The sequence below is a fragment of the Methylocystis sp. Sn-Cys genome (assembly GCF_016745395.1).
GTDB classification, from domain to species: Bacteria; Pseudomonadota; Alphaproteobacteria; order Rhizobiales; family Beijerinckiaceae; genus Methylocystis; species Methylocystis iwaonis.
Genome location: NZ_JAERVJ010000001.1, coordinates 478,218 through 498,824, shown reverse-complemented (window position 1 = coordinate 498,824; position 20,607 = coordinate 478,218). Strand labels below are relative to the sequence as shown.

9 protein-coding genes are annotated in these 20,607 nt (G+C 59.0%); 7 read left to right on the top strand and 2 right to left on the bottom strand.

The features are described 5' to 3' along the window. Positions 1–13 precede the first annotated feature (13 nt). Both JJT62_RS02275 and aroC read left to right on the top strand, forming a co-directional pair. Positions 14–862 (top strand): bifunctional 2-polyprenyl-6-hydroxyphenol methylase/3-demethylubiquinol 3-O-methyltransferase UbiG, encoded by an 849-nt coding sequence (locus JJT62_RS02275; protein ID WP_202071052.1) that lies wholly within the window; start codon positions 14–16, stop codon positions 860–862. Between the two features lie 109 nt (positions 863–971). Further along, positions 972–2,057, top strand: a complete 1,086-nt coding sequence (gene aroC, locus JJT62_RS02270) for a chorismate synthase (RefSeq protein ID WP_202071512.1) — start codon at positions 972–974, stop codon at positions 2,055–2,057. 1,128 nt (positions 2,058–3,185) lie between these two features. Here the strand turns inward: aroC and JJT62_RS19485 are convergent. Both JJT62_RS19485 and JJT62_RS02260 read right to left on the bottom strand, forming a co-directional pair. Continuing rightward, entirely contained in the window at positions 3,186–3,614 is a 429-nt protein-coding gene (locus tag JJT62_RS19485; protein ID WP_370568479.1) for a sigma factor-like helix-turn-helix DNA-binding protein, read from the bottom strand. A gap of 76 nt (positions 3,615–3,690) precedes the next feature. Then, positions 3,691–4,626 carry an ABC transporter transmembrane domain-containing protein gene (locus JJT62_RS02260; RefSeq protein WP_246744654.1) on the bottom strand — a complete coding sequence of 312 codons (936 nt, stop codon included), beginning with the start codon at positions 4,624–4,626 and terminating at the stop codon, positions 3,691–3,693. 250 nt (positions 4,627–4,876) lie between these two features. On the opposite strand from JJT62_RS02260, the gene JJT62_RS02255 reads away from it, so the two are divergent. The 5 genes from JJT62_RS02255 to JJT62_RS02235 are packed head-to-tail and all read left to right on the top strand — an operon-like array spanning position 4,877 to position 20,337. Then, a complete protein-coding gene (locus JJT62_RS02255; protein WP_202071050.1) occupies positions 4,877–6,361 on the top strand; it encodes a diaminobutyrate--2-oxoglutarate transaminase in 1,485 nt (494 codons plus the stop codon). A gap of 57 nt (positions 6,362–6,418) precedes the next feature. Continuing rightward, positions 6,419–6,646 (top strand): MbtH family NRPS accessory protein, encoded by a 228-nt coding sequence (locus JJT62_RS02250; protein WP_202071049.1) that lies wholly within the window; start codon positions 6,419–6,421, stop codon positions 6,644–6,646. Further along, positions 6,643–7,593 (top strand): cupin-like domain-containing protein, encoded by a 951-nt coding sequence (locus tag JJT62_RS02245; RefSeq protein ID WP_202071048.1) that lies wholly within the window; start codon positions 6,643–6,645, stop codon positions 7,591–7,593. Before JJT62_RS02250 ends, JJT62_RS02245 begins: the two co-directional genes overlap by 4 nt. A gap of 46 nt (positions 7,594–7,639) precedes the next feature. Further along, positions 7,640–8,887 carry an AMP-binding protein gene (locus JJT62_RS02240; protein WP_202071047.1) on the top strand — a complete coding sequence of 416 codons (1,248 nt, stop codon included), beginning with the start codon at positions 7,640–7,642 and terminating at the stop codon, positions 8,885–8,887. Next, the gene (locus tag JJT62_RS02235) at positions 8,770–20,337 is read left to right on the top strand and encodes an amino acid adenylation domain-containing protein (RefSeq protein ID WP_370568478.1); all 11,568 of its coding nucleotides are present in this window, start codon (positions 8,770–8,772) and stop codon (positions 20,335–20,337) included. The genes JJT62_RS02240 and JJT62_RS02235 overlap by 118 nt, the downstream gene beginning before the upstream one ends. Positions 20,338–20,607: the final 270 nt, after the last annotated feature.

Sequence of the window (20,607 nt, the reverse complement as noted above, 5' to 3'; positions counted from 1 at the left end):
CTCGGAGAACGCCATGCAGAACCATGACAGCAATTTGAAGAACGAAAGTGAAGCCTATATCCATGATGTCGGCTACGCCGATCGGGAGCGATTGGAGATATTGACCGAGCTATACGACCCTGCGAGTAGAGACTTCGTCTCGAGCCAGCTTCCTAACGACGCTCGTTCTGTGTTGGAAATTGGATGCGGGCATGGCCAAATGGCGTTCTGGTTCACAGATCAGGTCAGGTCACGCAACGGCGTTGTAGTGGGGATAGACGAGTCGCAAGCTCAAATCGACGTCTGTCTCCATAGACGAGACGAGCGCGGGATCGACAATATTCGCTTCATTCGCCACGACATGACATCCACGCTGGACATCGGACAAGCGTTCGACGTCGTCTACTGTCGCTTCGTTCTCGCGCATATCACTAACTGGACGACATTTTTCGAGAACGTCCTATCTCTATGCAAGGACAACGGCTCGATTATCATCGAGGAGCCGACGACACGGCGCTTTTCCATTCCGCATCATCCCTCCATCCCCCGTTCGGTCGAGCTGCTCGAAAGGCTGGGCGAGATAATCAACGTCAAATTCAATTGCGCGGAGCCGCTCTGGACATATGTGCAGAACATCGACGTCGATATCGAAGCGGCGCAGTTCACGCAACCGGCGCTCAGGAGCCCGCGTCAAAAGAGCCTAATCTGGCGTTCGTTCGATCAGATCCGAGATCGGCTGCGAGAACTCGGGCTCGCGACCAGTCCAGAGATCGAAGCTCTCGACCGCGACCTCCGGAACATCGCAGAGGACGATGGCTACCTACTGGAAGGCGTTCGTATTCTTCACCTGCATTTGAGAAAGCGTTCTCCCGTGCGAAACTAAATGGTGACAGTCCGAGCGCGGAGCTACACGGCCGAGCGTCTCTTCATCCTTCGGCCGCGTGGCGGAAACGGCCACGAAATCAGGTCTGCGGAAGAATGCGGGAGTCTGCATGTCTCATAATAGTTTCGGCCGCCTCTTCCGCGTCACGACATTCGGCGAGAGCCATGGGCCGGCGCTTGGGGTAGTGGTCGACGGTTGTCCGCCCGGCATTGAGCTGACGGCAGCAGAGATTCGACATGCGCTCGACAGACGTCGACCCGGCCAGTCGCGCTTCACCACGCAACGGCGGGAGCCCGATGACGTGAAAATTCTCTCCGGAATCTTCACGGACGGAGATGGCCGGCAGATCACGACGGGTACGCCGATCGCTTTGATGATAGATAACACCGATCAGCGCTCGAAAGACTACAGCGAGATCGCGAACAAATTTCGTCCCGGTCATGCAGACTACGCCTATGATGCGAAATATGGAATTCGCGACTATCGCGGTGGCGGACGCGCATCCGCGCGGGAAACGGCCGCACGCGTTGCGGCGGGCGCAGTCGCTCGTAAAGTCGTCGCGTGCGTGTCGATTCGCGGGGCGCTCGTGCAGATCGGCTCGGACAGAATCGATCGTGAGCGCTTCGATTGGAGCGAAGTGGGCAGAAATTCGCTATTTTGCCCGGATCCACAAGCGGCGCGGCGTTGGGAGGATGCTCTCGACGAGGCGCGGAGAGCGGGTTCATCCATTGGCGCTGTGATTGAAGTGATCGCGGAAGGCGTCCCCGCAGGCTGGGGCGCACCGATCTACGGTAAGCTCGACGCCGAACTCGCGAGCGCCCTCATGTCGATCAATGCCGTCAAGGGAGTTGAAATCGGGGCGGGCTTCTTGGCCGCGGAACTCTCGGGTGAAGCCAACGCCGATGAAATGCGCTCGGGCAAGGACGGCAGACCGGTCTTTCTTTCCAATCACGCCGGCGGCGTGCTCGGAGGTATTTCGACGGGACAGACGATCATAGCGCGTTTCGCTGTCAAACCGACATCATCAATCCTCACGCCGCGGCTGACAATAGACAACCTCGGCGGAGACACGGAAATCGTCACGAAAGGCCGGCACGATCCCTGCGTCGGCATTCGCGCGGTGCCCGTCGGCGAAGCAATGATGGCGATCGTGCTTGCCGATCAATTTCTGCGGCATCGTGGTCAAGTCGGATAGAGTCGAAAGCGCTAGAAACTTGGCGTCGCGCGGCGAACCTGCGTATCTCCGCTGGGAGCGCTGGACCGCCGCGAATCGCCCTCGCGCGGGCGCGCCAGTCTGGTCAATAGCCGGGTAAGCGCTGCATCAAAGACGGACGTGCGGGGCTGTGAGGGCCGCAGCCGGCCTAAAAGCGATGGTCGCTGCGCACTGCGATTCGGCGCTCAAAGTTTTTCGAGTGCGCGTCTCCATTGAGAACCGAAAATGGTCGCTCTCGCCGTTGTTGCAAGAAAGCTCTCTCCTCGACGGCCTATTCCAGAATTCTACGCCGTGGCGCGATCAACCGCTTGATCCTGAAGCGGTGGGCTCTTGACCGAACCTACGATTGGCGGGCGCCGCCCGGGGGGCCTGAACTCGATGTCTCCGGCTCTTCTCCAATTCACACAGATGGCTTTGTCGCCTGTATCCTAACTGGCGGATCAGATTGTGGAGTCGATCATGCGCCGCGCCGACTTTAATTTGCTCGAAGCAGCGGGTTTCGATGATGTGCGGCGCTTGATCATTGCCCCAGGAGTAAAGGACGATAGCCAAGCGGGGCGCTTTTGGAGCGCAACTCCAACGCGGCGGCATCGAGTGGCGGCCGCACGTCGATCTGCGAGTTCTGGAGCGACTTTCCGCCTCGTCGAAACTCGCGGATTATTTTAATGCTGTCGCGTTACGGCTCGGCGCCGCCTCAAGCGAGAACCAGGTCGCCAAGAGCCTTCCGCAGTGGTGGGGGTCTTTCACCGCCGGCCACTCAAGGACCGTTACAAGGTCGACGGCTGGCGGCGCTGCACGACGTCCACCCGCGCGCCGCCTTCCAGCGCTGGGCGCAAAATCCGCAAGTCCTCAACAAGGTGCACGGGTCGCCGAGTAGAAGGAGGACGCCAATCCCAGGGCCGCCGCCCACTGGAGAGACGACCACGACGAGTTTTTGACCTGTTTCCGCCTCAAGATCGAAAAAAGCGAGAAAGCGGTTGCGAACCAAGAATGCCATCGAACGGGCGGTTTAGCGAAGCGCGCCGAAGAGCCCGCCACGTGATGGGCGCCTTCCAGGACAAGACCAGCTTGGACCGCATCCTTTTCGCTGTCTTCACCTACGAAAAAAAATCACAAGGCGTCCGCTGCCCTTTCTCGCTGATCCAAACAATTTGACGTTATCCAAGCTTGATCATTTCGTCGTTGTGATCTCGCATACCGCAATGCGCCACACCGATTGCGCCGTTCGATATTTCGATCCCAGTTTCCAATAGCCTCCACTACGAATACGAACTTCTGTTGTAGGATTGGAGTGAGATTTGAGTTTTTCTTCTGCGTCGCGGGCCCGTCAAGGACCGAACAGAGATGTTTAGTCGCCAAACCAATGTCCCTGTTCACCGTCCTGACGGAAATTCCCAGTTTTGCTGCGATTTCGGCATTGTCTAGTTCGTAAACCCGACTGAGAAGAAAAATATCGCGACAACGACCAGAAAGTCGGGACAATTCCGTGAGAACGGCGTTAAACGTGAGCCAATCGTCGAAGGGTGTGTCGCTCGTCATGTTAATTGTAGAGCATTCGTCAACCCCATCGGCTTCCACCAGAAAAGCGGCGCGTGTTCGCGCCTTGCGCAACCAGTCAATAGCGATATAAAGCAACGACGCCTTTCCCTATTGTAGGAAGCGCGCCGCCGACCGCGGTAAGCGGACCGCCTAAGAAAATGATGGCGAGCACGAAGCTCGTCAAAGTGCCTTGCGAAACGGAAGCGTAACGTGGCGCAATCAAGAGCATCACGCCGAGAAGAATAAAAAATAACATTTCCGCCGAGCGATCAACCGACACAAAAATGACGAAGGCCTTCATGCGTTGCATCTTCAACGCATGAGCGGAGCGGCGCAATTCATCGTCGAGAAAAGCGCGCCGACGCTCCGCATTCATTTTGAGCTCCTTGCCGCCTTCCGTGGCGGCGCGAAAGAGCCCAAATATGGCGTTTTCCGTTAGACGTGCGCGATCCAGGAACGACCATGCCCATTTCTGTGGGACATATAGAATAAACACGCTCAACGCGACAGAGCCGAAGACAAAGAGGAAGAACGGCGGCGAGACGGACCAAAGATAGACAAAGACGGCTAGAACTTTTGAACCCTCGATGAAAAGCGTCGGAAGGACTTCTTGAGCGGTCACGACATTATCAACGTCGGTCGTCAGCGCAGCCATCAATTTGTGGGGCCCGAGTATCTGAATGTTGCGAAGCGGCGCGGCGAGAACGCTGTGGCTGAGCCAGAGCCGGATCTTGAACAGATTTTCTTGAGCGATTTGACACAAGAGAATCTGCGAAGCGGCGCTGGAAGCAAGAGAGAGCAAGCAGAGCGCAAAGAACGACAACGCAAGATCCACTGTCTCTTTTTGAGGCGACTCAATCGTTTGAGTGACAAGGGCCAACAGCCATGCGCTGGCGGAGCCGCCGATCAACCCGGTCGCGACAGAAGATAAGAATAGGAGCTTGGACGCTGCGAAAACGCGCATAAGGCCAAGCACGGAGGCCGGGCTCGTTGCCGCTGCTTCCTCGAACAAGCGCCTCTCCCAGCACTTTCGCGGCACAAACGCGTAGCGCCGCTTCTCTTCTCGCTAAGAGAGACGATTCGAGCGGCCGAATCCGGCCAAATTAATTCAGAGCGTCAACCAGCGCGCCCCGCCCGCAAGCTACGTCGTCAGCGCGGAAAGCCCATCCTGATTTTTTTTGGCGTGAATGTCGTCGAAAATCGTCTCACCCAATAGGGGGCGTCATCTTGCGTCAGCCGGTAAGCGTGAAAGAAGGTGCGCCATGGCGGAAGGAGCGCAAACGCTGGCAGGCGGTAATGCGCCGCGTTCAGGCGATTTGAAGTCGACGTTCAAGCCCCAGGGCGTGCAGGCGGGATCGATCGATGAACTCGATCGAGACTTCCAGATCGGCGCCGACAAGGCGCAATTTCCCATATATTCATCCTTCGGAAACGACCTTCTGACGCGTCAGGCGGATATCGAATCCAATGCGAGGACGTATCCGCGCAAAATTCCCCTTGCGCTAAAACGGGGCAGGGGAATTTACGTCGAAGACACAGAAGGGCGAACCTTTATCGATTGCCTTGCCGGCGCCGGCGCGCTCGCACTCGGTCACAGCCACCCGGTCGTCATTGAGGCGATTCAGTCCGCTCTGGCGGAAGAACCGCCGCTTCAAACTCTGGACTTGCCAACTCCCTTAAAAGATCGGTTCACCCGTGAACTCTTTGACAGTCTGCCGGCGGCATTCCAGGAAAATTACAAGATCCAGTTCTGCGGCCCCTCGGGCGCTGACGCAGTCGAAGCCGCGCTAAAATTGGTGAAAACAGCGACTGGCCGGAGAGGGCTCGTTTCGTTTAGCGGCGCGTATCATGGCATGACGCACGCGACCCTAGGCCTAACAGGGGAGCCGACGCCAAGGCGCGCCGTTGGGGGCCTAGGGGGAGAGGTGCAGTTTCTCCCATTCCCTTCAGAATATCGTTGTCCTTTCGGAATCGGCGGCGAGGCGAGCGCGGCGATCAGCGCCAGATACATCGAGACCCTATTCGACGATCCGAATAGCGGCGTTCTGACGCCCGCGGGAATGATAATCGAAGTGATTCAGGGCGAAGGCGGGGTGATTGCGGCGCCGGACGGATGGCTTCGTCAATTAAGGGACATCACTAAGGCGCGTGGAATCCCACTCATCGTTGACGAGGTTCAGACCGGGCTTGGCCGAACGGGCCGCCTTTATGCCTTTGAGCATGCCGGGATCGAGCCAGATGTCGTCGTGCTCTCGAAGGCGATCGGCGGCGGTCTCCCACTTTCAGTGGTGGTCTATCATCGCGACCTCGATCAATGGAAATCCGGCGCGCATGCAGGAACATTCCGGGGCAATCAGCTCGCATTCGCGACCGGCGCGGCGACCATTTCCTACGTCAGACAGAATTCTCTCGATTCGCACGCCGCGAAGATGGGCGAGCGTCTCATGGCGGGTCTCAGGGTTATTGCCGAGGAGCATCCATGCATCGGCGACGTGCGCGGACGCGGCCTGATGGTGGGGGTCGAGATTGTTAATGGAGACGCGACGAACGCGCCGGCGCCTGATCCCGCGCCAACGCTCGCTAAAACAATCCAACACGAATGCTTGCGTCGCGGCCTGATTCTGGAGCTCGGCGGCCGCTTTGGAGCCGTCGTCCGATTCTTGCCGCCACTGATCATCGCACAGGATGAGGTCGATGCAATTCTCGAGCGGTTCGGCGCAGCTGTCGTCGCAGCGCATCGTCAATAGCAAATTGCGGCGAGGGTTGCGGCAATTGCTGCTGGGAATAATGAGCAGGAGGGCGATATGGCGTGGGACGAAGAAGATCAAACAATTTACGCGATCGTTGTCAACGACGAAGAGCAATATTCAATCTGGCCGGAATACAAGCAGTTACCGGCTGGTTGGCGCACAGTCGGCAAGTCCGGACCGAAGGCCGAGTGCCTCGCTCACATCAAGGAAGTGTGGACCGATATGCGCCCCTTGAGCCTGCGCAAGCAGATGGATGCCGACGCGCGAGGCTCCGCGCAATGAGCATTACGACCGAGACAACGCAGTCGCACAGTCACATCGCCGCGCAGGACGAAATTGACGGGCACGGCGTCGATACGGTGCCGCATCTGACTAGCGTGGAATTCGCCGAACGCTATGTGGCGAAGAACCGGCCGGTGCTCATTAAACGCGCCCTTGCGGACAGTGTGGCGTTCAAAAGCTGGACATTCGATCGTCTCCGGCAACAATCCGGCAGTAACACCGTTTTGCTAAAGGATTGGCGCCCAGGTGGCGAGATATTGACGCGACAATCGAAGATCGCCGCATATCTCGACGAGATCGAACAATATGAAGTGAGACGGGCGGCTGGCGACGATCGCGCAAGAAGACCCGCTTATCTGCATGATATGCCGCTGACGAGCGTCTTTCCGGACGCCGCCGCGGGCCTTGCGGCGTTTCCACAGAATTTCTTTCCGAGCTGGTACGGCGCGAGTTGGACGGACTTCGCACAGTTCTTTTTGGGCCCATCCTGGAGCTATACGCCGCTGCACTTCGATTGTCTGCTGACGCACAACCTCTTCTTCCAACTGCGCGGAAGAAAGTGTTTCACCGTGTTGGATTACGATCAGCGGAACTATTGTTACGTCCATGATTGGCGGTGGTCCGCCGTCAATCCCGAGTCCCCTGATTTCGATATGCATCCACTTTTTCGTCACGCGAGGCCGCAGCAGGTCATCGTCGAGCCGGGTGACGTCTTCTTCATGCCATCCGGAATGCTGCACCATGTGCGCAGTCTCGACGCAGCCATGTCATTGAATGTCGACTGGCACACGAAGAGTAGCGCAGCCAGAGGCGTTCTCGCCTTAACCCAAGGAATGCCGCTGAAGAACGTCTACTACAACGCGCTCATCGCATTCGGGCTTTGGACCGGCGCGGGTCGGGACCGGATTTTCCCGTATTACCGGTCCTATCTCAATTACGTCTCGTGATGGCGCGCAGCGCGCGACATTCACGAAAGCAGCAGGGGCTTTCAGCATGACATTTTCCTTTGAAGCATCTTCGAAGCAACTGTCGCCATACGCAGCCGACAATCTCGTCGATCTGCTCAAAGCGCGGGCCGTCGAGCAGGCTTCGAAGCTAGCCTACGTCTTTTTGGAAGATGGCGAAAGGGAAGGGGATCGTCTCAGCTACGCGGATCTTGATCGCCGCGCGCGCGCGATCGCCGCGCGATTGACCTCTCTTGGCCTTCGAGGCGAGAGAGTCCTACTCCTTTATCCTCAGGGCCTCCCCTATATCGAAGCCTTTTTCGGCTGCCTTTATGCCGGAGTCGTCGCGGTTCCGGCCTATCCGCCGTCCGGGCGCCATATCCAGCGGCTACAATCGATCTTCCGCGATGCGACGCCATCGATGATCCTTACGACGGCGGCGTTGCGCGATCGGTTCGAAACAGAAGCGCAGTCTCAGCTTTCCGCTATTGCCTGCGGTTGGACGACGACAGACGAGATAGCAGTCGACGAAGCGGAGTCCTGGGACGGATATACGCCAGATCCCAATCAAATTGCATTTTTGCAATATACGTCCGGATCGACGGGCGATCCGCGCGGCGTGATGATCACCCACGCCAACTTGCTGAGCAACGAAGAGCTCATCAAGAAAAGCTTCGCGCATGACGATCTTTGCGATCTTGTCGGATGGCTGCCGCTCTATCACGACATGGGCTTGATCGGTAACGTATTGCAGCCGCTCTATGTCGGCGCCACTGCCTATCTGATGTCGCCGATGGCGTTTCTCGAAAAACCGGTGCGCTGGCTGAAGGCAATTTCTAAATACCGAGCCCACACAAGCGGCGGACCCAACTTCGCGTATGATCTTTGCGTTCGTAAAGTAAAGGAAGAAGGAAAAAAAGAACTCGATCTCAGTTGCTGGCGGATCGCTTTCAGCGGCGCCGAACCGGTTCGCGCGTCGACGCTTGATCGTTTCTCGGCCGCTTTTGCGGATGTCGGCTTTTCAAGGACGAGCTTCTTTCCGTGTTACGGTTTGGCCGAGGCGACGCTCGTTGTCACCGCGCCGCGCCGCGGCGAGCTGGCTCCCGTATTGAAAGTAGACCGCCAAGCCCTCGAGTCGCTTAATGTTGCGCCGAGTGACAGCCTTAAATCTGTGTCGATATCGTCGGATGTGGACACGTCTGGTCGGGAACCCATGTCGAGGTTGTTCATCCAGAAACTTTTGTCCGCTGTTCGGAAAACAAAATTGGTGAAATTTGGATCAAAGGCCCCGGCGTAGCGAAAGGCTACTGGCAGCGACCGGAGGAAACCGCGCGGACATTTGAAGCGACGATCCACGGGGACGACGGCCGTGAATATCTGCGCACTGGCGATCTCGGCTTTTTCAGCGGCGGCGACTGTTTCATCTCGGGAAGACTGAAGGATCTCATCATCGTCGCCGGACGCAACTTCTATCCCCAAGACATCGAAAGCGTTATCGAGGAGCGGACTCCCGGCGTTCGGCCCGGCTGTTCGGTCGCTTTTTCTTTTACGCAAGACGACCAGGAAGCTCTCGCGGTCATTCTCGAACCTGATCGAAGCGTTGCGGGCGCTTTGGAAAAAGGCGGCGCGCAGGACTTTTTCGCCAGGATTCGAAGCTGCGTGGTCGAAGCGGTCGACATAGAGCCGAGCGTCATCGCGCTTATCCTGACCGGCTCCCTGCCAAAGACGTCGAGCGGAAAAGTCCGACGGTCGGAATGCCGGAGAAGATTTCTTGCGGGCGAATTGAAGCTTCTGGCGCGTTCGGACAGACTGGCGCCGGCCGCGGGGGCCGGCGTGGAGCCGCCGGCATGGTCGCCCGAGGCATTCATCGCGAAGGCGTTGCCACATCTGCCCCGCGATCAGCAAGTCGAAGCGCTGACGCGCTTGCTGATAACGAACGCCGCTGCGCTTCTGAAGATGCCCGAAAGCATGATCGTTCCATCGGCGACGCTGCCGGAGGCGGGCTTGTCATCCATCCGATCGATCGAACTCAAGCATCGCCTCGACGCGACGTTGAGAATCGAAAGTCCGATCGGTCTGCTTCTATCAGACTCTCCGATTTCCTCTGTCGCGTCCGCCCTCGCGGATTGTCTGCGTTCGGTCGCGACGGAAACCGAAGCAAGTCCGTCCCCGTTCTCGCAGAAGGCGTCTTTGTCGCGCGCCCAGTCCGCGATGTGGACCATCCATCATCTCGATCCCGAGAGCAATGCTTATAATTTGCACCTCGCGCTCGAACTGAAGGGGGAGCTTTCCGGCGCGCAGATCATTTCCGCCCTCCGCGATGTCGTGCAGCGTCATGCCCAGCTGAGGTCGGTTTACGCGCCAGCGCCTCTGGGCGCCGTTCAAAAGGCTCTTCCCTCTGACGCGTCGAATGCATGGCTGACGCAAGAAAATGCAGACGACGCGTCCGACGCCGACCTCCAGCGCGCGATGGCCGCACAGGCGCGCAAGCCGTTCGATCTGGAGAGAAGCCCGCCGCTGCGCGTCACTGTCTATAATCGGCGGGGCAGGCCGACGATGGCGCTGTTTGTCGCGCATCATATCGCGATCGATCTTTGGTCGCTGCTCCTGCTGTTGAAACAGCTCGACGTCGCGCTGCGGTCAGATGCAGGCTCTGACCTGACGACCGCCGAGGATTACAGCGATTTCGTAGCCCGCGAACAGGAATTTCTCTCCTCACGAGCCGCGGAGGCGGACTGGGCCTTCTGGTCGAAGCGCCTCGAGGGACCGTTGCCGGTTCTTGCGTTGCCGGAGCGCAAAGCCTCGCAAGGCGCGCCGGACTATAGCGGCGGATCGGTTCCGCTTCGTCTCGATGCCGGGACGACTCGGCGCCTCGAAGCGCTTGCGAGAAAGAACGGCGCGAGCCTGCATACGCTGCTCGCTTCGATCTATTTCGTACTGCTGCATCGCTTGACCGGTCAGACGGATCTGATCGTCGGGACGCCGACAAGCGGCAGACTCGACCGCCGTTCCGCGCGGCTGATCGGCAACTGCGTCAACCCTGTTCCAATTCGCCTCGCGCTCGACCGCAGCGATCGCTTCACGGACGTGCTGCGGCGCGCCCGTATGGAAATGAGGGAGGTACTTGAGCATCAGCTCATGCCATTCCCCGTCATCGTCGAGCGCCTGCAGCCCGAGCGCGACGGCGGATATTTGCCAATCTACCAGACCTGGTTCGTCCTTCAGGAAGCGAACGCCGATCTTCCGGCCGAGTACGCGGCGCTGGCGCTCGGAGAAGCAGGGGCCTCCATCTCGCTTGGAGCGGGCGAGGCCAGAACCGTAAAATTGCTCGACCGCGTTGAACTTTTCGATCTGAAAGTTATGGGCGCCCGGCTCGGCGACGAGCTCCTTCTCTCCTTCCAATATCGAACGCAAGTCTTCGACGCTGCGATAGTCGAACGCTTCGCCCGCTATTTCAAAGCGTTGACGGACGAAATCTGCCGAGATCCGGATGGCGCAATCGCACGCTATCGTCTGCTCGACGACGCCGAGAGGCAGCAGATCCTTGTCGACTGGAATGCGACCGCTGACGACTTTCCACGTAATCTCGCACTGCATCAGCTTTTCGAGGCGCAGGCGGCGCGCGCGCCGCACGCTCTCGCGCTGGCGTTCGAAGACCAAACGCTCACCTATGGCGAATTGAACGCGAAGGCGAACCAGCTTGCGCATGGCCTGCGACGTCTCGGCGTCGGAGCGGAAGCGACCATCGGATTATGCCTCCATCGATCGGTCGAAATGGTCGTCGGGATGCTCGGCGTCCTGAAGGCGGGGGCCGCCTATCTGCCTCTCGATCCAGACAATCCCGACGAACGCCTTGCGTTCATGATCGAGGACGCAGCTCCCGCGCTCGTCCTGACGTCGACCGCGCTAAAGCCTCGCTTGCCGGGCGAGGTGTGCGCTCTAGCGCTCGACGGCGACTGGGCGACCTTCGCGAGCGAAGGTGGTTACAACCTCGAAGCGATCGCGCGCCCACTCAATCTCGCTTATGTCATCTACACCTCCGGCTCCACTGGGAAGCCGAAGGGCGTCGGCATGGCGCATGAGGCGATTGTGAACAGGCTCGACTGGATGCAGAAGCGCTATGGCCTCTGTGAGACAGACGCCATACTGCAAAAAACGCCCTTCGGTTTCGACGTCTCGGTGTGGGAGTTCTTCTGGGCCTTATCTACGGGCGCGCGCCTTATACTCCTCTCTCCGGACGCGCATCGTGATCCATATCAAATCCTGCAGGCGATCAATCGCTACGGCGTGACAACGCTCCATTTCGTGCCGTCCATGTTGCAGGCCTTCCTGAGTGCGGTCGATCTTCGCGACGCGCCCTCTCTCCAGCGAGTCTTCTGCAGCGGAGAGGAGCTCTCTGCGACTCTCGTGAAGAGCTTCCAGACCGCGTCGAATTGCGAACTGCACAATCTTTACGGACCGACCGAAGCCGCCATCGACGTTAGCGCCCACCAATGTTCGCCATGCGAAGGCCACCGCATCCCGATTGGGCGGCCGGTCTCCAACGTCTCGCTCTATGTCCTCGATTCGAATCTCGAGCCTACGACGATCGGCGTCGCAGGGGACCTCTATATTGGCGGGGTGTGTCTCGCCCGGGGATATCTGAGGCGTCCAGATCTTACGGCGGACCGCTTCGTCCCCAGTCCCTTCGATGAGCCGGGCGGAAGACTCTATCGCACCGGCGACGTCGCGCGCTATCGAGCGGATGGGGAAATCGAATATCTCGGGCGAAGCGATCATCAGGTCAAAGTCCGAGGATTCCGGATCGAGCTGGGCGAAATCGAAGCGGCGCTTTCGGCTCTGGACAACGTCGCGCAAGCTGTGGCGGTCGTGCCGCCTGCGCATGATGGCGGCAGGGTCATCGTCGCTTACGTCACTGGCGCCGGCGTCGACGTCGACCAGATCAGGATGGGTCTGCAACGCTGCCTCCCCGAATACATGATTCCTCATTTCATCGTCGCTCTCGATGAGATGCCGCTTTCGCGGAATGGCAAGATAGATCGGAGCGCCTTGCCTGCGCATAGCGCTGTCGCCTCGTCCGCCGGCGAGTATGTCGCCCCGGCCAGCAGGGAAGAAGAGGCAGTCGTCGAAGCCTTCGCCGATGCGCTGGGTCTCGAGCGCGTCGGCGCGCATGACGGCTTTTTCCGCCTCGGGGGCGATTCGATCAGGGCCATTCAGGTCGCCGCGAGATTGCGGCAAGCCGGCTACGAGCTTACTCCCCGTCAATTGTTCGAACGGCAGACTGCCGTGGCGCTCGCGCCGGCGCTGCGACGGTTGGGCGACGCTGACGCGCAAGTCGAGAATGACCGGCGCGCTTTGCAGGCGCTCGCGCCAAATTTCGCGCTGGCCGAACTCAATCCCGAGGAGACCGCCGGCCTCCGCCTCGAATTTGGCGACGTCGAGGATGCCTATCCGCTGACGCCTATGCAGGAAGGCATGTATTTCCACGCTCTGTCTCATAGCGGCACCGGCCTCTACCATATGCAGGAGCGCTACGAGATCAAAGGCGCTCTCGATATCCCGAAATTCGCCGAAGCTTGGCAGTGCGTCGTCGATCGGCATCCGAATTTACGCACGTCGTTTAGAGCCGCCGCCAATGGTCGCGTTCATCAGATCGTGCTCGGCAGAGCGCGCCTTGACGTCACGGTCGACGCGATTGATCACCTGTCTGCAGACGAACAGGATGCCTATGTCGACGACCAGTTGAAGGCTGAACGCGCCGAGGGTTTCGACCTGTCGCAAGCGCCTCTCGTGCGTATTCGAATCATCAGATTGTCGGCTGACCGCCACATCTGCGTGCGCAGCTTCCATCACATCATCATGGATGACTGGTGCACGTCGCCGCTGCTTCTCGACATGCGTCAGCATTATGCAGCGGCCTTGCGCGGCGAGGCGCCGCATACTGCTCCCGCGGGGCGCTTCCATGATTACATCGCGTGGCTACGCATCCGCGACGTCGCGGCGGCGGAGAAATTCTGGCGTAGCTATCTCCAGGGGTTCTCAGAGCCGACGCCCCTTATCGGCGCGACCGCCCTTTCGCAGGACGCCGCCGAGAATGTCGCCGACGCGATCGTGCGCATTTCTCCTGAGAGCTACGAAAATCTGAAGACTCTCGCACAGCAGAGCCAGCTTACGGTCAACACCTTCGTCCAGGGAGCGCTCGCTCTGCTACTGAGCGTCCTTTCGGGGCGCGAGGAGGTCGTCTTCGGCGTGACCGTTTCCGGACGCCCCATCGACCTGCCTGGTGTCGAGTCGACGCTGGGGCTCTTCATCAACGGACTGCCGCTGCGCGTCAAGTTGCGGCGAGACACGAAGGTGGTCGATTGGCTGAGAGAGATCCTCTCTGACAATCTCGAAATGCGCCAGCATGAGTTTCTGTCTCAACCGGCCATCCAGCGCTGCAGCGCGATCTCGCGCGCGGATGGCCTGCTGTTTCAACATCTGCTGACTTTCGAGAATGCGCCAATCGACCCATCGCTTCGTAGTGAGAAGGACGTTCTGGATATCGATCTTCTGCAGCTGCGGGTTCATACGAACTATCCGCTCACTTTCGTCGCGATTCCGGACGGCGATCTCACATTACGGCTGACTTACGATCGCGAGCGCTTCGACCCCGCCTTCATCGAAACCGTCGCCGAACGCTTCAAACGCGCCGTCGAGGAACTTGCAGCCAAATTCGACGGCCCGCTCGGCGAAGTTTCTCTGCTGAGTCGGGAGGAACATTCCACTCTATTGGAGATATCCGGTGGACGCGATTTTGACTACGGTTCTCCTCTCGACTTGGTCGACCGTTTTGAGGCGCAGGCGCTTCGTGAGCCTGAGACTGTTGCGGCGCGTTGTGACGGCGCGTCGCTGAACTATGGAGAACTGAACAAGCGCGCGAACGAGCTTGCGCATGTTCTGATCCGAGAAGGGGTGGGGCCGGATGTGATTGTGGCGCTTCTCGACGCGCGCGGGCTCGATTTCCTGATGATGCTGCTGGCGATCTTCAAGGCGGGCGGGGCCTATCTGCCGCTCGATCCGGCGCATCCGGACGGCCGCATCGCACAGGCGCTGGAGGAGAGCAGAGCTACGTTTCTGATTGTCGGGCGCGACATGCTGGCGCGCGGACAGACGATTGTGTCGGGGCTGTCGGACGCCGCGCAGCAGCAACAGCCACAGCTTCTGGCTCTCGAAGCGCTTCAAAATAAGCACGGCGCGACGAGCAACCCGCCCCGTTGTCACAGCCCCGATAATCTTGCTTTCATCATCTACACCTCTGGTTCGACGGGCAAACCGAAGGGCGCGATGGTCGAGCATCGCGGAATGTTCAATAATTTGATCACAAAGGTTCCTGTGCTGGGTTTGACGACGAACGACGTCATCGCCCAGACGGCGTCGCAATGCTTCGACATTTCGGTGTGGCAGTTCCTCACCGCGCTCGCGATCGGCGCGCGCGTCGAGATATTCCCCGATACGATCTCGCGCGATCCGCGACGCCTCGGCGCTGAGATCGCCGCTCGCGGCGTCACCATCCTCGAAGCGGTGCCCTCGATGATCCGCGCGCTGCTGGATCTCACCTTTGACGATGAGACGCCGCTTGCGGGGTTGCGCTGGCTGCTGCCTTGCGGCGAAGCCTTCGCGCCGGAACTGTGCCGGCGCTTCATGGCGCGCTATCCGCGGGTGCGTCTGCTGAACGCCTACGGCCCGGCCGAATGCTCGGACGATGTCTCCTACTTTCCGATCGAAACGCCGCCCGCGGGCGATGATCTGAGCGTGCCGATCGGACGGCCGGTCGACAATACGCAGATCTATCTGCTCGACCGCTGGCTGGAGCCGGCGCCGGCCGGCGTCGCGAGCGAGATTTGCATTGGCGGCGTCCAGGTTGGTCGCGGCTATTTGCATCGGCCCGATCTCACGGCGGCGGCGTTTACGCCCAATCCTTTTGGGCCACCTGGGAGCCGGCTCTACCGCAGCGGCGACCTCGGACGTTGGCGAGATGACGGCGTGATCGACTTCCTTGGCCGCGTCGATCATCAGGTGAAGATCCGCGGCCATCGCATCGAACCCGACGAAGTCGCCGCCTCTCTTCTGACCCATCCCGGAGTTGGGACCGCAACTGTCATTGCGCGCGCGGCCACGCCGGGCGTTTATCAACTCGTCGCTTATGTTGTCGCACAGGCCGACGCCATTGAGATCGACGAACTGCGGCGCCATCTGCAGCAAACGCTTCCCGACTATATGATCCCGTCGGCTTTCGTCTTCCTCGACGCCCTGCCGCTGACGCCCAACGGCAAGATCGACCGCAAGGCGTTGCCCGAACCCGACCTCGACGCGCTGGCGGCGCGCGCCTATATCGCGCCGCGCACGCCCACCGAGGCGGCGCTGTGCCGCATCTGGGCAGACGTTCTTCGGCTCGAACGGGTCGGCGTCTACGACAATTTCTTCGAACTCGGCGGACATTCGCTGTTGGCGATGACCCTGATCGAGAAGATGCGGCGTGAAGGACTGCGCAGCGATGTGCGCTCGCTCTTCGTCCAGCCGACGCCGGCTGGACTGGCCGTCGTCGTCGGACGGGAAAGCGCGATCGTCGTTCCGCCCAATCTCATTCCTGCTGGCTGCGACGCGATCACGCCCGAGATGCTAACGCTGGCGGATCTTACTCAAGAGGAGATCGACCGCATTGTCGCGGCGGTTCCGGGCGGCGCCACAAACGTGCAGGACATCTATCCGCTGACCCCGCTGCAGGGAGGTATACTCTTCCATCATCTCATGGCGACAAAGGGGGATCCATATCTATACCCCACTATCCTCGCCTTTAATAGCCGCGAACGTCTTGATGCGTTTTGCAACGCACTGCGGGCAGTCATCGCGCGCCACGACATATTGCGTACGGCGGTGATGTGGGACGGCTTGCGGGAGCCGATGCAGGTTGTGTGGCGGGAGGCTTCGCTTGCCGTGGAGGAAGTTAGCCTCGATCGGGCGGCGGGCGATGCTGCGCAACAACTGCTTGAGCGCTTCAGTCCTCGCCAATTTAGAGCCGATGTTCGTCAGGCGCCAATGATTCGTGTCTTCTGGGCAAAAGATGCGGCAAACGACCGAGTCGTATTGCAATTGCTTGTCCACCACTTGGTCCTGGATCATGCGGCTCAGGAATTCCTGCTTGGCGAGATCGCAGCCTATGTAGTGGGCCGCGCCGACGAACTGGCGCCTCCGATTCCCTTCCGCAATTTTGTTGCGCAGGCCCGGCTGGGGGTGAGTCAGGCGGAGCATGAAGCGTTTTTCGATGCGATGCTTGGCGACGTGACGGAACCGACCACGCCGTTCGGGTTATTGGACGTGCGGGGCGACGGCTCTGGCGTCGCGGAGGCCGAGCTCGACCTCGATCCGCGTCTCTCGAGACGCCTTCGCGGGGCAGCGCGTCTGCTTGGGGTGAGCGTTGCGAGCCTGTGGCATCTGGCCTTTGCGCAAGTGCTGGCGCGCGTTTCGGGGCGCAACGACGTGGTGTTCGGCACGGTTCTGTTCGGCCACATGCACGGCGGCGCAGGCGCGGACCGGGCGATTGGGATGTTCCTCAACACGCTGCCGATCCGCGTGCGGGTCGGACAGGAGAGCGTCGAGGAAAGCGCACGCGGCATGCATGATCGCCTGACAGCTTTGCTGCGGCACGAGCACGCGTCTTTGGCGTTGGCGCAGCGTTGCAGCGGCATCGAAGCGCCGGCTCCCTTGTTCTCGGCCTTGCTAAACTATCGCCACAGCGCGCATGAGGGAGCGTCTGTGCTCGCCTCGCAGGGGTTGGAAGGTGCTACCGAACTTTATTGGGACGAGCGAACCAACTATCCGTTTGATGTTTCGGTCGACGATTTTGGCGACGGTTTCGGTTTGAATGTCCAGACTCGATGCTCGGTCGATCCCAATGCCGTCTGCTCCTATATACAGGCTGCGCTTACAGGCCTTGTCACGGCTCTTGAAACGGCGCCCGAGACGCCGGCGCTGACAATCGATGTGCTGAGCGAAGCGGAGCGCCATAAACTTCTCGTCGAATGGAATGATACGGCGGCAGATTATCCGAAGGATGGTTGCATTCACGAACTGTTCGAGGCGCAGGCGGCGAAAACACCTGAAGCTGTCGCGGTCGTGTTCGAGGAGCAAAGTCTGACCTATGGCGAATTGAACGCCCGAGCCAATCAGCTGGCGCATCATTTACGTCGACTTGGGGTTGGCCCCGAGACGCTGGTTGGCGTGTCCATGACGCCATCAGACGACTTCGTTATCGCAATTCTTGGTATCCTCAAGGCCGATGGCGGATACGTTCCAATCGACCCATCGTACCCTTTAGAGCGTACCAGATACATATTGAAGGACGCCAACCTAAAGTTGATTCTGGCCTCGGAAGAGGTTGCCGGCAGCCTCGCCCATTTGCCAGATCCAAATGTCGCCATAGGAATCGATTCACTTCAGCTTGAGTCACTTCCAAGATCGGCGCCGCCGCGGCGGGCAAGCGGACAAAATACGGCCTACGTGATTTATACGTCAGGTTCCACTGGGCGCGCTAAGGGGGTGCCGATTTCACATAGCAGTGTTGTTGCGTCCACGTCTTCCCGTGCTCATTATTACGGCGCTTCTGTTCAAAACTTTCTGCTGATGTCGTCATTCGCCTTCGACAGCTCCGTCGCGGGACTATTCGGAACGCTTTGTCAAGGCGGAGCGCTGCATATCACCTCGGAAGAGAGACGCCGCGATCCGCGCGCGCTTGCGCAATTGGTTGCCGAGCGACAGATAACGCATTTGCTATGTCTTCCTTCGTTATTCTTCGCATTTTTGGAATCTCTCGGGCCTCATAGCGGTTCTAGTTTGCAAGTCTGCATCGTTGCTGGAGAGGAGTGCAAAAGCGATCTGGTGTTCCGGCATTTTAGTGAGCTCGCGCATGTCAGGCTTTACAATGAATATGGACCGACTGAGTGCTCCGTTTGGAGTACGGTACACCAATGTGAGAGCCGAGAGGTAAAGGCGGTTTCCGTTCCGATTGGCCGCCCGATATCGAACACGCAAATATATCTTCTTGACGGGTCTCTTGAGCCTGTTCCGGTTGGCGTTTCTGGAGAGCTCTACATTGGCGGGGCTGGTCTCGCGCGTGGCTATCTTGACCGGCCCGATCTCACGGCGGAACGATTTGTCCCCAATCCGTTTGGTTCTCCCGGGCAGCGACTTTATCGCACGGGCGATCTGGCGCGCTACCGTCAGGACGGGAACATCGAATACCTTGGCCGCGCCGATCATCAGGTTAAGATCCGGGGCTTCCGGATTGAGCTTGGCGAGATCGAGGCGGCGCTGGGGCGCCTGGAAGCGGTGCGTGAAGCGGTGGCGCTGGCGCGGGAAGACGCGCCGGGCGACAAGCGGATTGTGGCTTATATTGTCGGCAGAGATGGGGCAGAACCGAACAGTGAGCAGCTACGCGGGTCGCTGATGAGCGATCTGCCCGACTATATGATCCCGTCGGCTTTTATGTTTCTCGAAGCGTTGCCGCTGACGCCCAATGGCAAGGTCGACCGCAAGGCGCTGCCCGCGCCGGATCTCGATGCCCAGGAGACGCGCGTCTATGTCGCGCCACGAACCACCGCGGAATGGCTGCTCCTAAAGGAATTCAAGAATGTTCTCGGTCTGGAATCGATTGGAGTCGATGACAACTTCTTCGAACTCGGCGGGCATTCGCTGACAGCAATAAAGCTGATCGATGGAATTCGGCGCAAGATCAGTGGAGACTTGCCCACTATGGCGATCTTTCAAGCGCCAACGGCGAGAAAGCTTGCGGAGATGATCTCCGGTCATCAAAACGATAATCGATCTCTCGTCGTTCCGCTGTGTAAGGGGGGAGGAAATCCGCCGATCTATTGCATTCACCCTGCGGGAGGGTCGCCAATTCGTTATCAGGCGTTCGCGGATTCGCTGCAGGGGCTCGCACCGGTTAACGGCATTCAATCGCGTCGCATATTTGATGATCGACATATCGACGAATCGCTTGAGAAAATGGCTGAATGCTATGTTCGCCAGATTCGTGACCATCAGCCTCAAGGGCCCTATTTTCTACTGGGCTGGAGCAGCGCTGGCGTTACAGCAGTTGCAATCGCGGAGAAGTTGGAAGCGCTCGGCAAAAAAGTTGCTTTCGTTGGGGTAATCGATTCGTTTCTTGATTTCCCTAGCTTTGGCGATGGTGTCGATATTGCAAACGGTCCGACCGCCGTTCTGGACGGTTTTAGAGAATTTGCTATATTGGAAGGTAAGAATCCGGATGAACTCTTGACGGACGACGATCGCAAGCATCTCTTGGCTATGTCTGATCGGTTATCGGCCAAGGAACAAGTCCGATACATCGCGGTCTGGGGTCAAGAGCGAGGCTACTGGCAAGGGGTATCCAGCGAGTTAATTGACTTCATTTACACGGATACCGTGAACGCCATCAGAATGATTTGCGAACACGATCTAAAAAAAATTCAGGCGCCCATCCATTATTGGGCAGCACAGCAGTCGCTTAAGGCCGACGAAGCGACAAAATCCGAGTGGTCTCAGATTACGCAAAGCGGTCTGAAATTTCAGATCGTAGCCGGCGACCATACCTCGATCGTGTCGGACCCGATCTTGCATGCGCAAATTCGAGATGCATTGACCGCCATCTGGCGTGGCCACGCGGCCGACGCCTCATCGGCGAAACATGAAGCAATGCTGGAATGATTTGATACGCGGCTGAGTAACAATTTTGCAACAGTGTGGCAGTTCGGTTCGGCAATGCTCGATTCAATTCTTGAACTTTACCGTAGTTTCGACGACGATTTCATCGTCGGAGCCGCGGTGAATCTCGCTTCCCAGATTCGACCACAGGGGTAGGAAAGGTGGCATCCAAGACGATTCGGGCCCGTGGGCTGGCTGGGAACTGGACCAGTCGGCTCGCCGTCGCCGCGGCTGCTTGGCTGTTCGTTCTGCAGGTGCTTGCCGGATTTTGCT

Bases quoted from the DNA above. Each gene is read 5' to 3' on its own strand.
- JJT62_RS02275 (WP_202071052.1), top strand. From the start codon at position 14: ATGCAGAACCATGACAGCAATTTGAAGAACGAAAGTGAAGCCTATATC.
- aroC (WP_202071512.1), top strand. From the start codon at position 972: ATGTCTCATAATAGTTTCGGCCGCCTCTTCCGCGTCACGACATTCGGC.
- JJT62_RS19485 (WP_370568479.1), bottom strand. From the start codon at position 3,614: ATGACGAGCGACACACCCTTCGACGATTGGCTCACGTTTAACGCCGTT.
- JJT62_RS02255 (WP_202071050.1), top strand. From the start codon at position 4,877: ATGGCGGAAGGAGCGCAAACGCTGGCAGGCGGTAATGCGCCGCGTTCA.
- JJT62_RS02250 (WP_202071049.1), top strand. From the start codon at position 6,419: ATGGCGTGGGACGAAGAAGATCAAACAATTTACGCGATCGTTGTCAAC.
- JJT62_RS02245 (WP_202071048.1), top strand. From the start codon at position 6,643: ATGAGCATTACGACCGAGACAACGCAGTCGCACAGTCACATCGCCGCG.
- JJT62_RS02240 (WP_202071047.1), top strand. From the start codon at position 7,640: ATGACATTTTCCTTTGAAGCATCTTCGAAGCAACTGTCGCCATACGCA.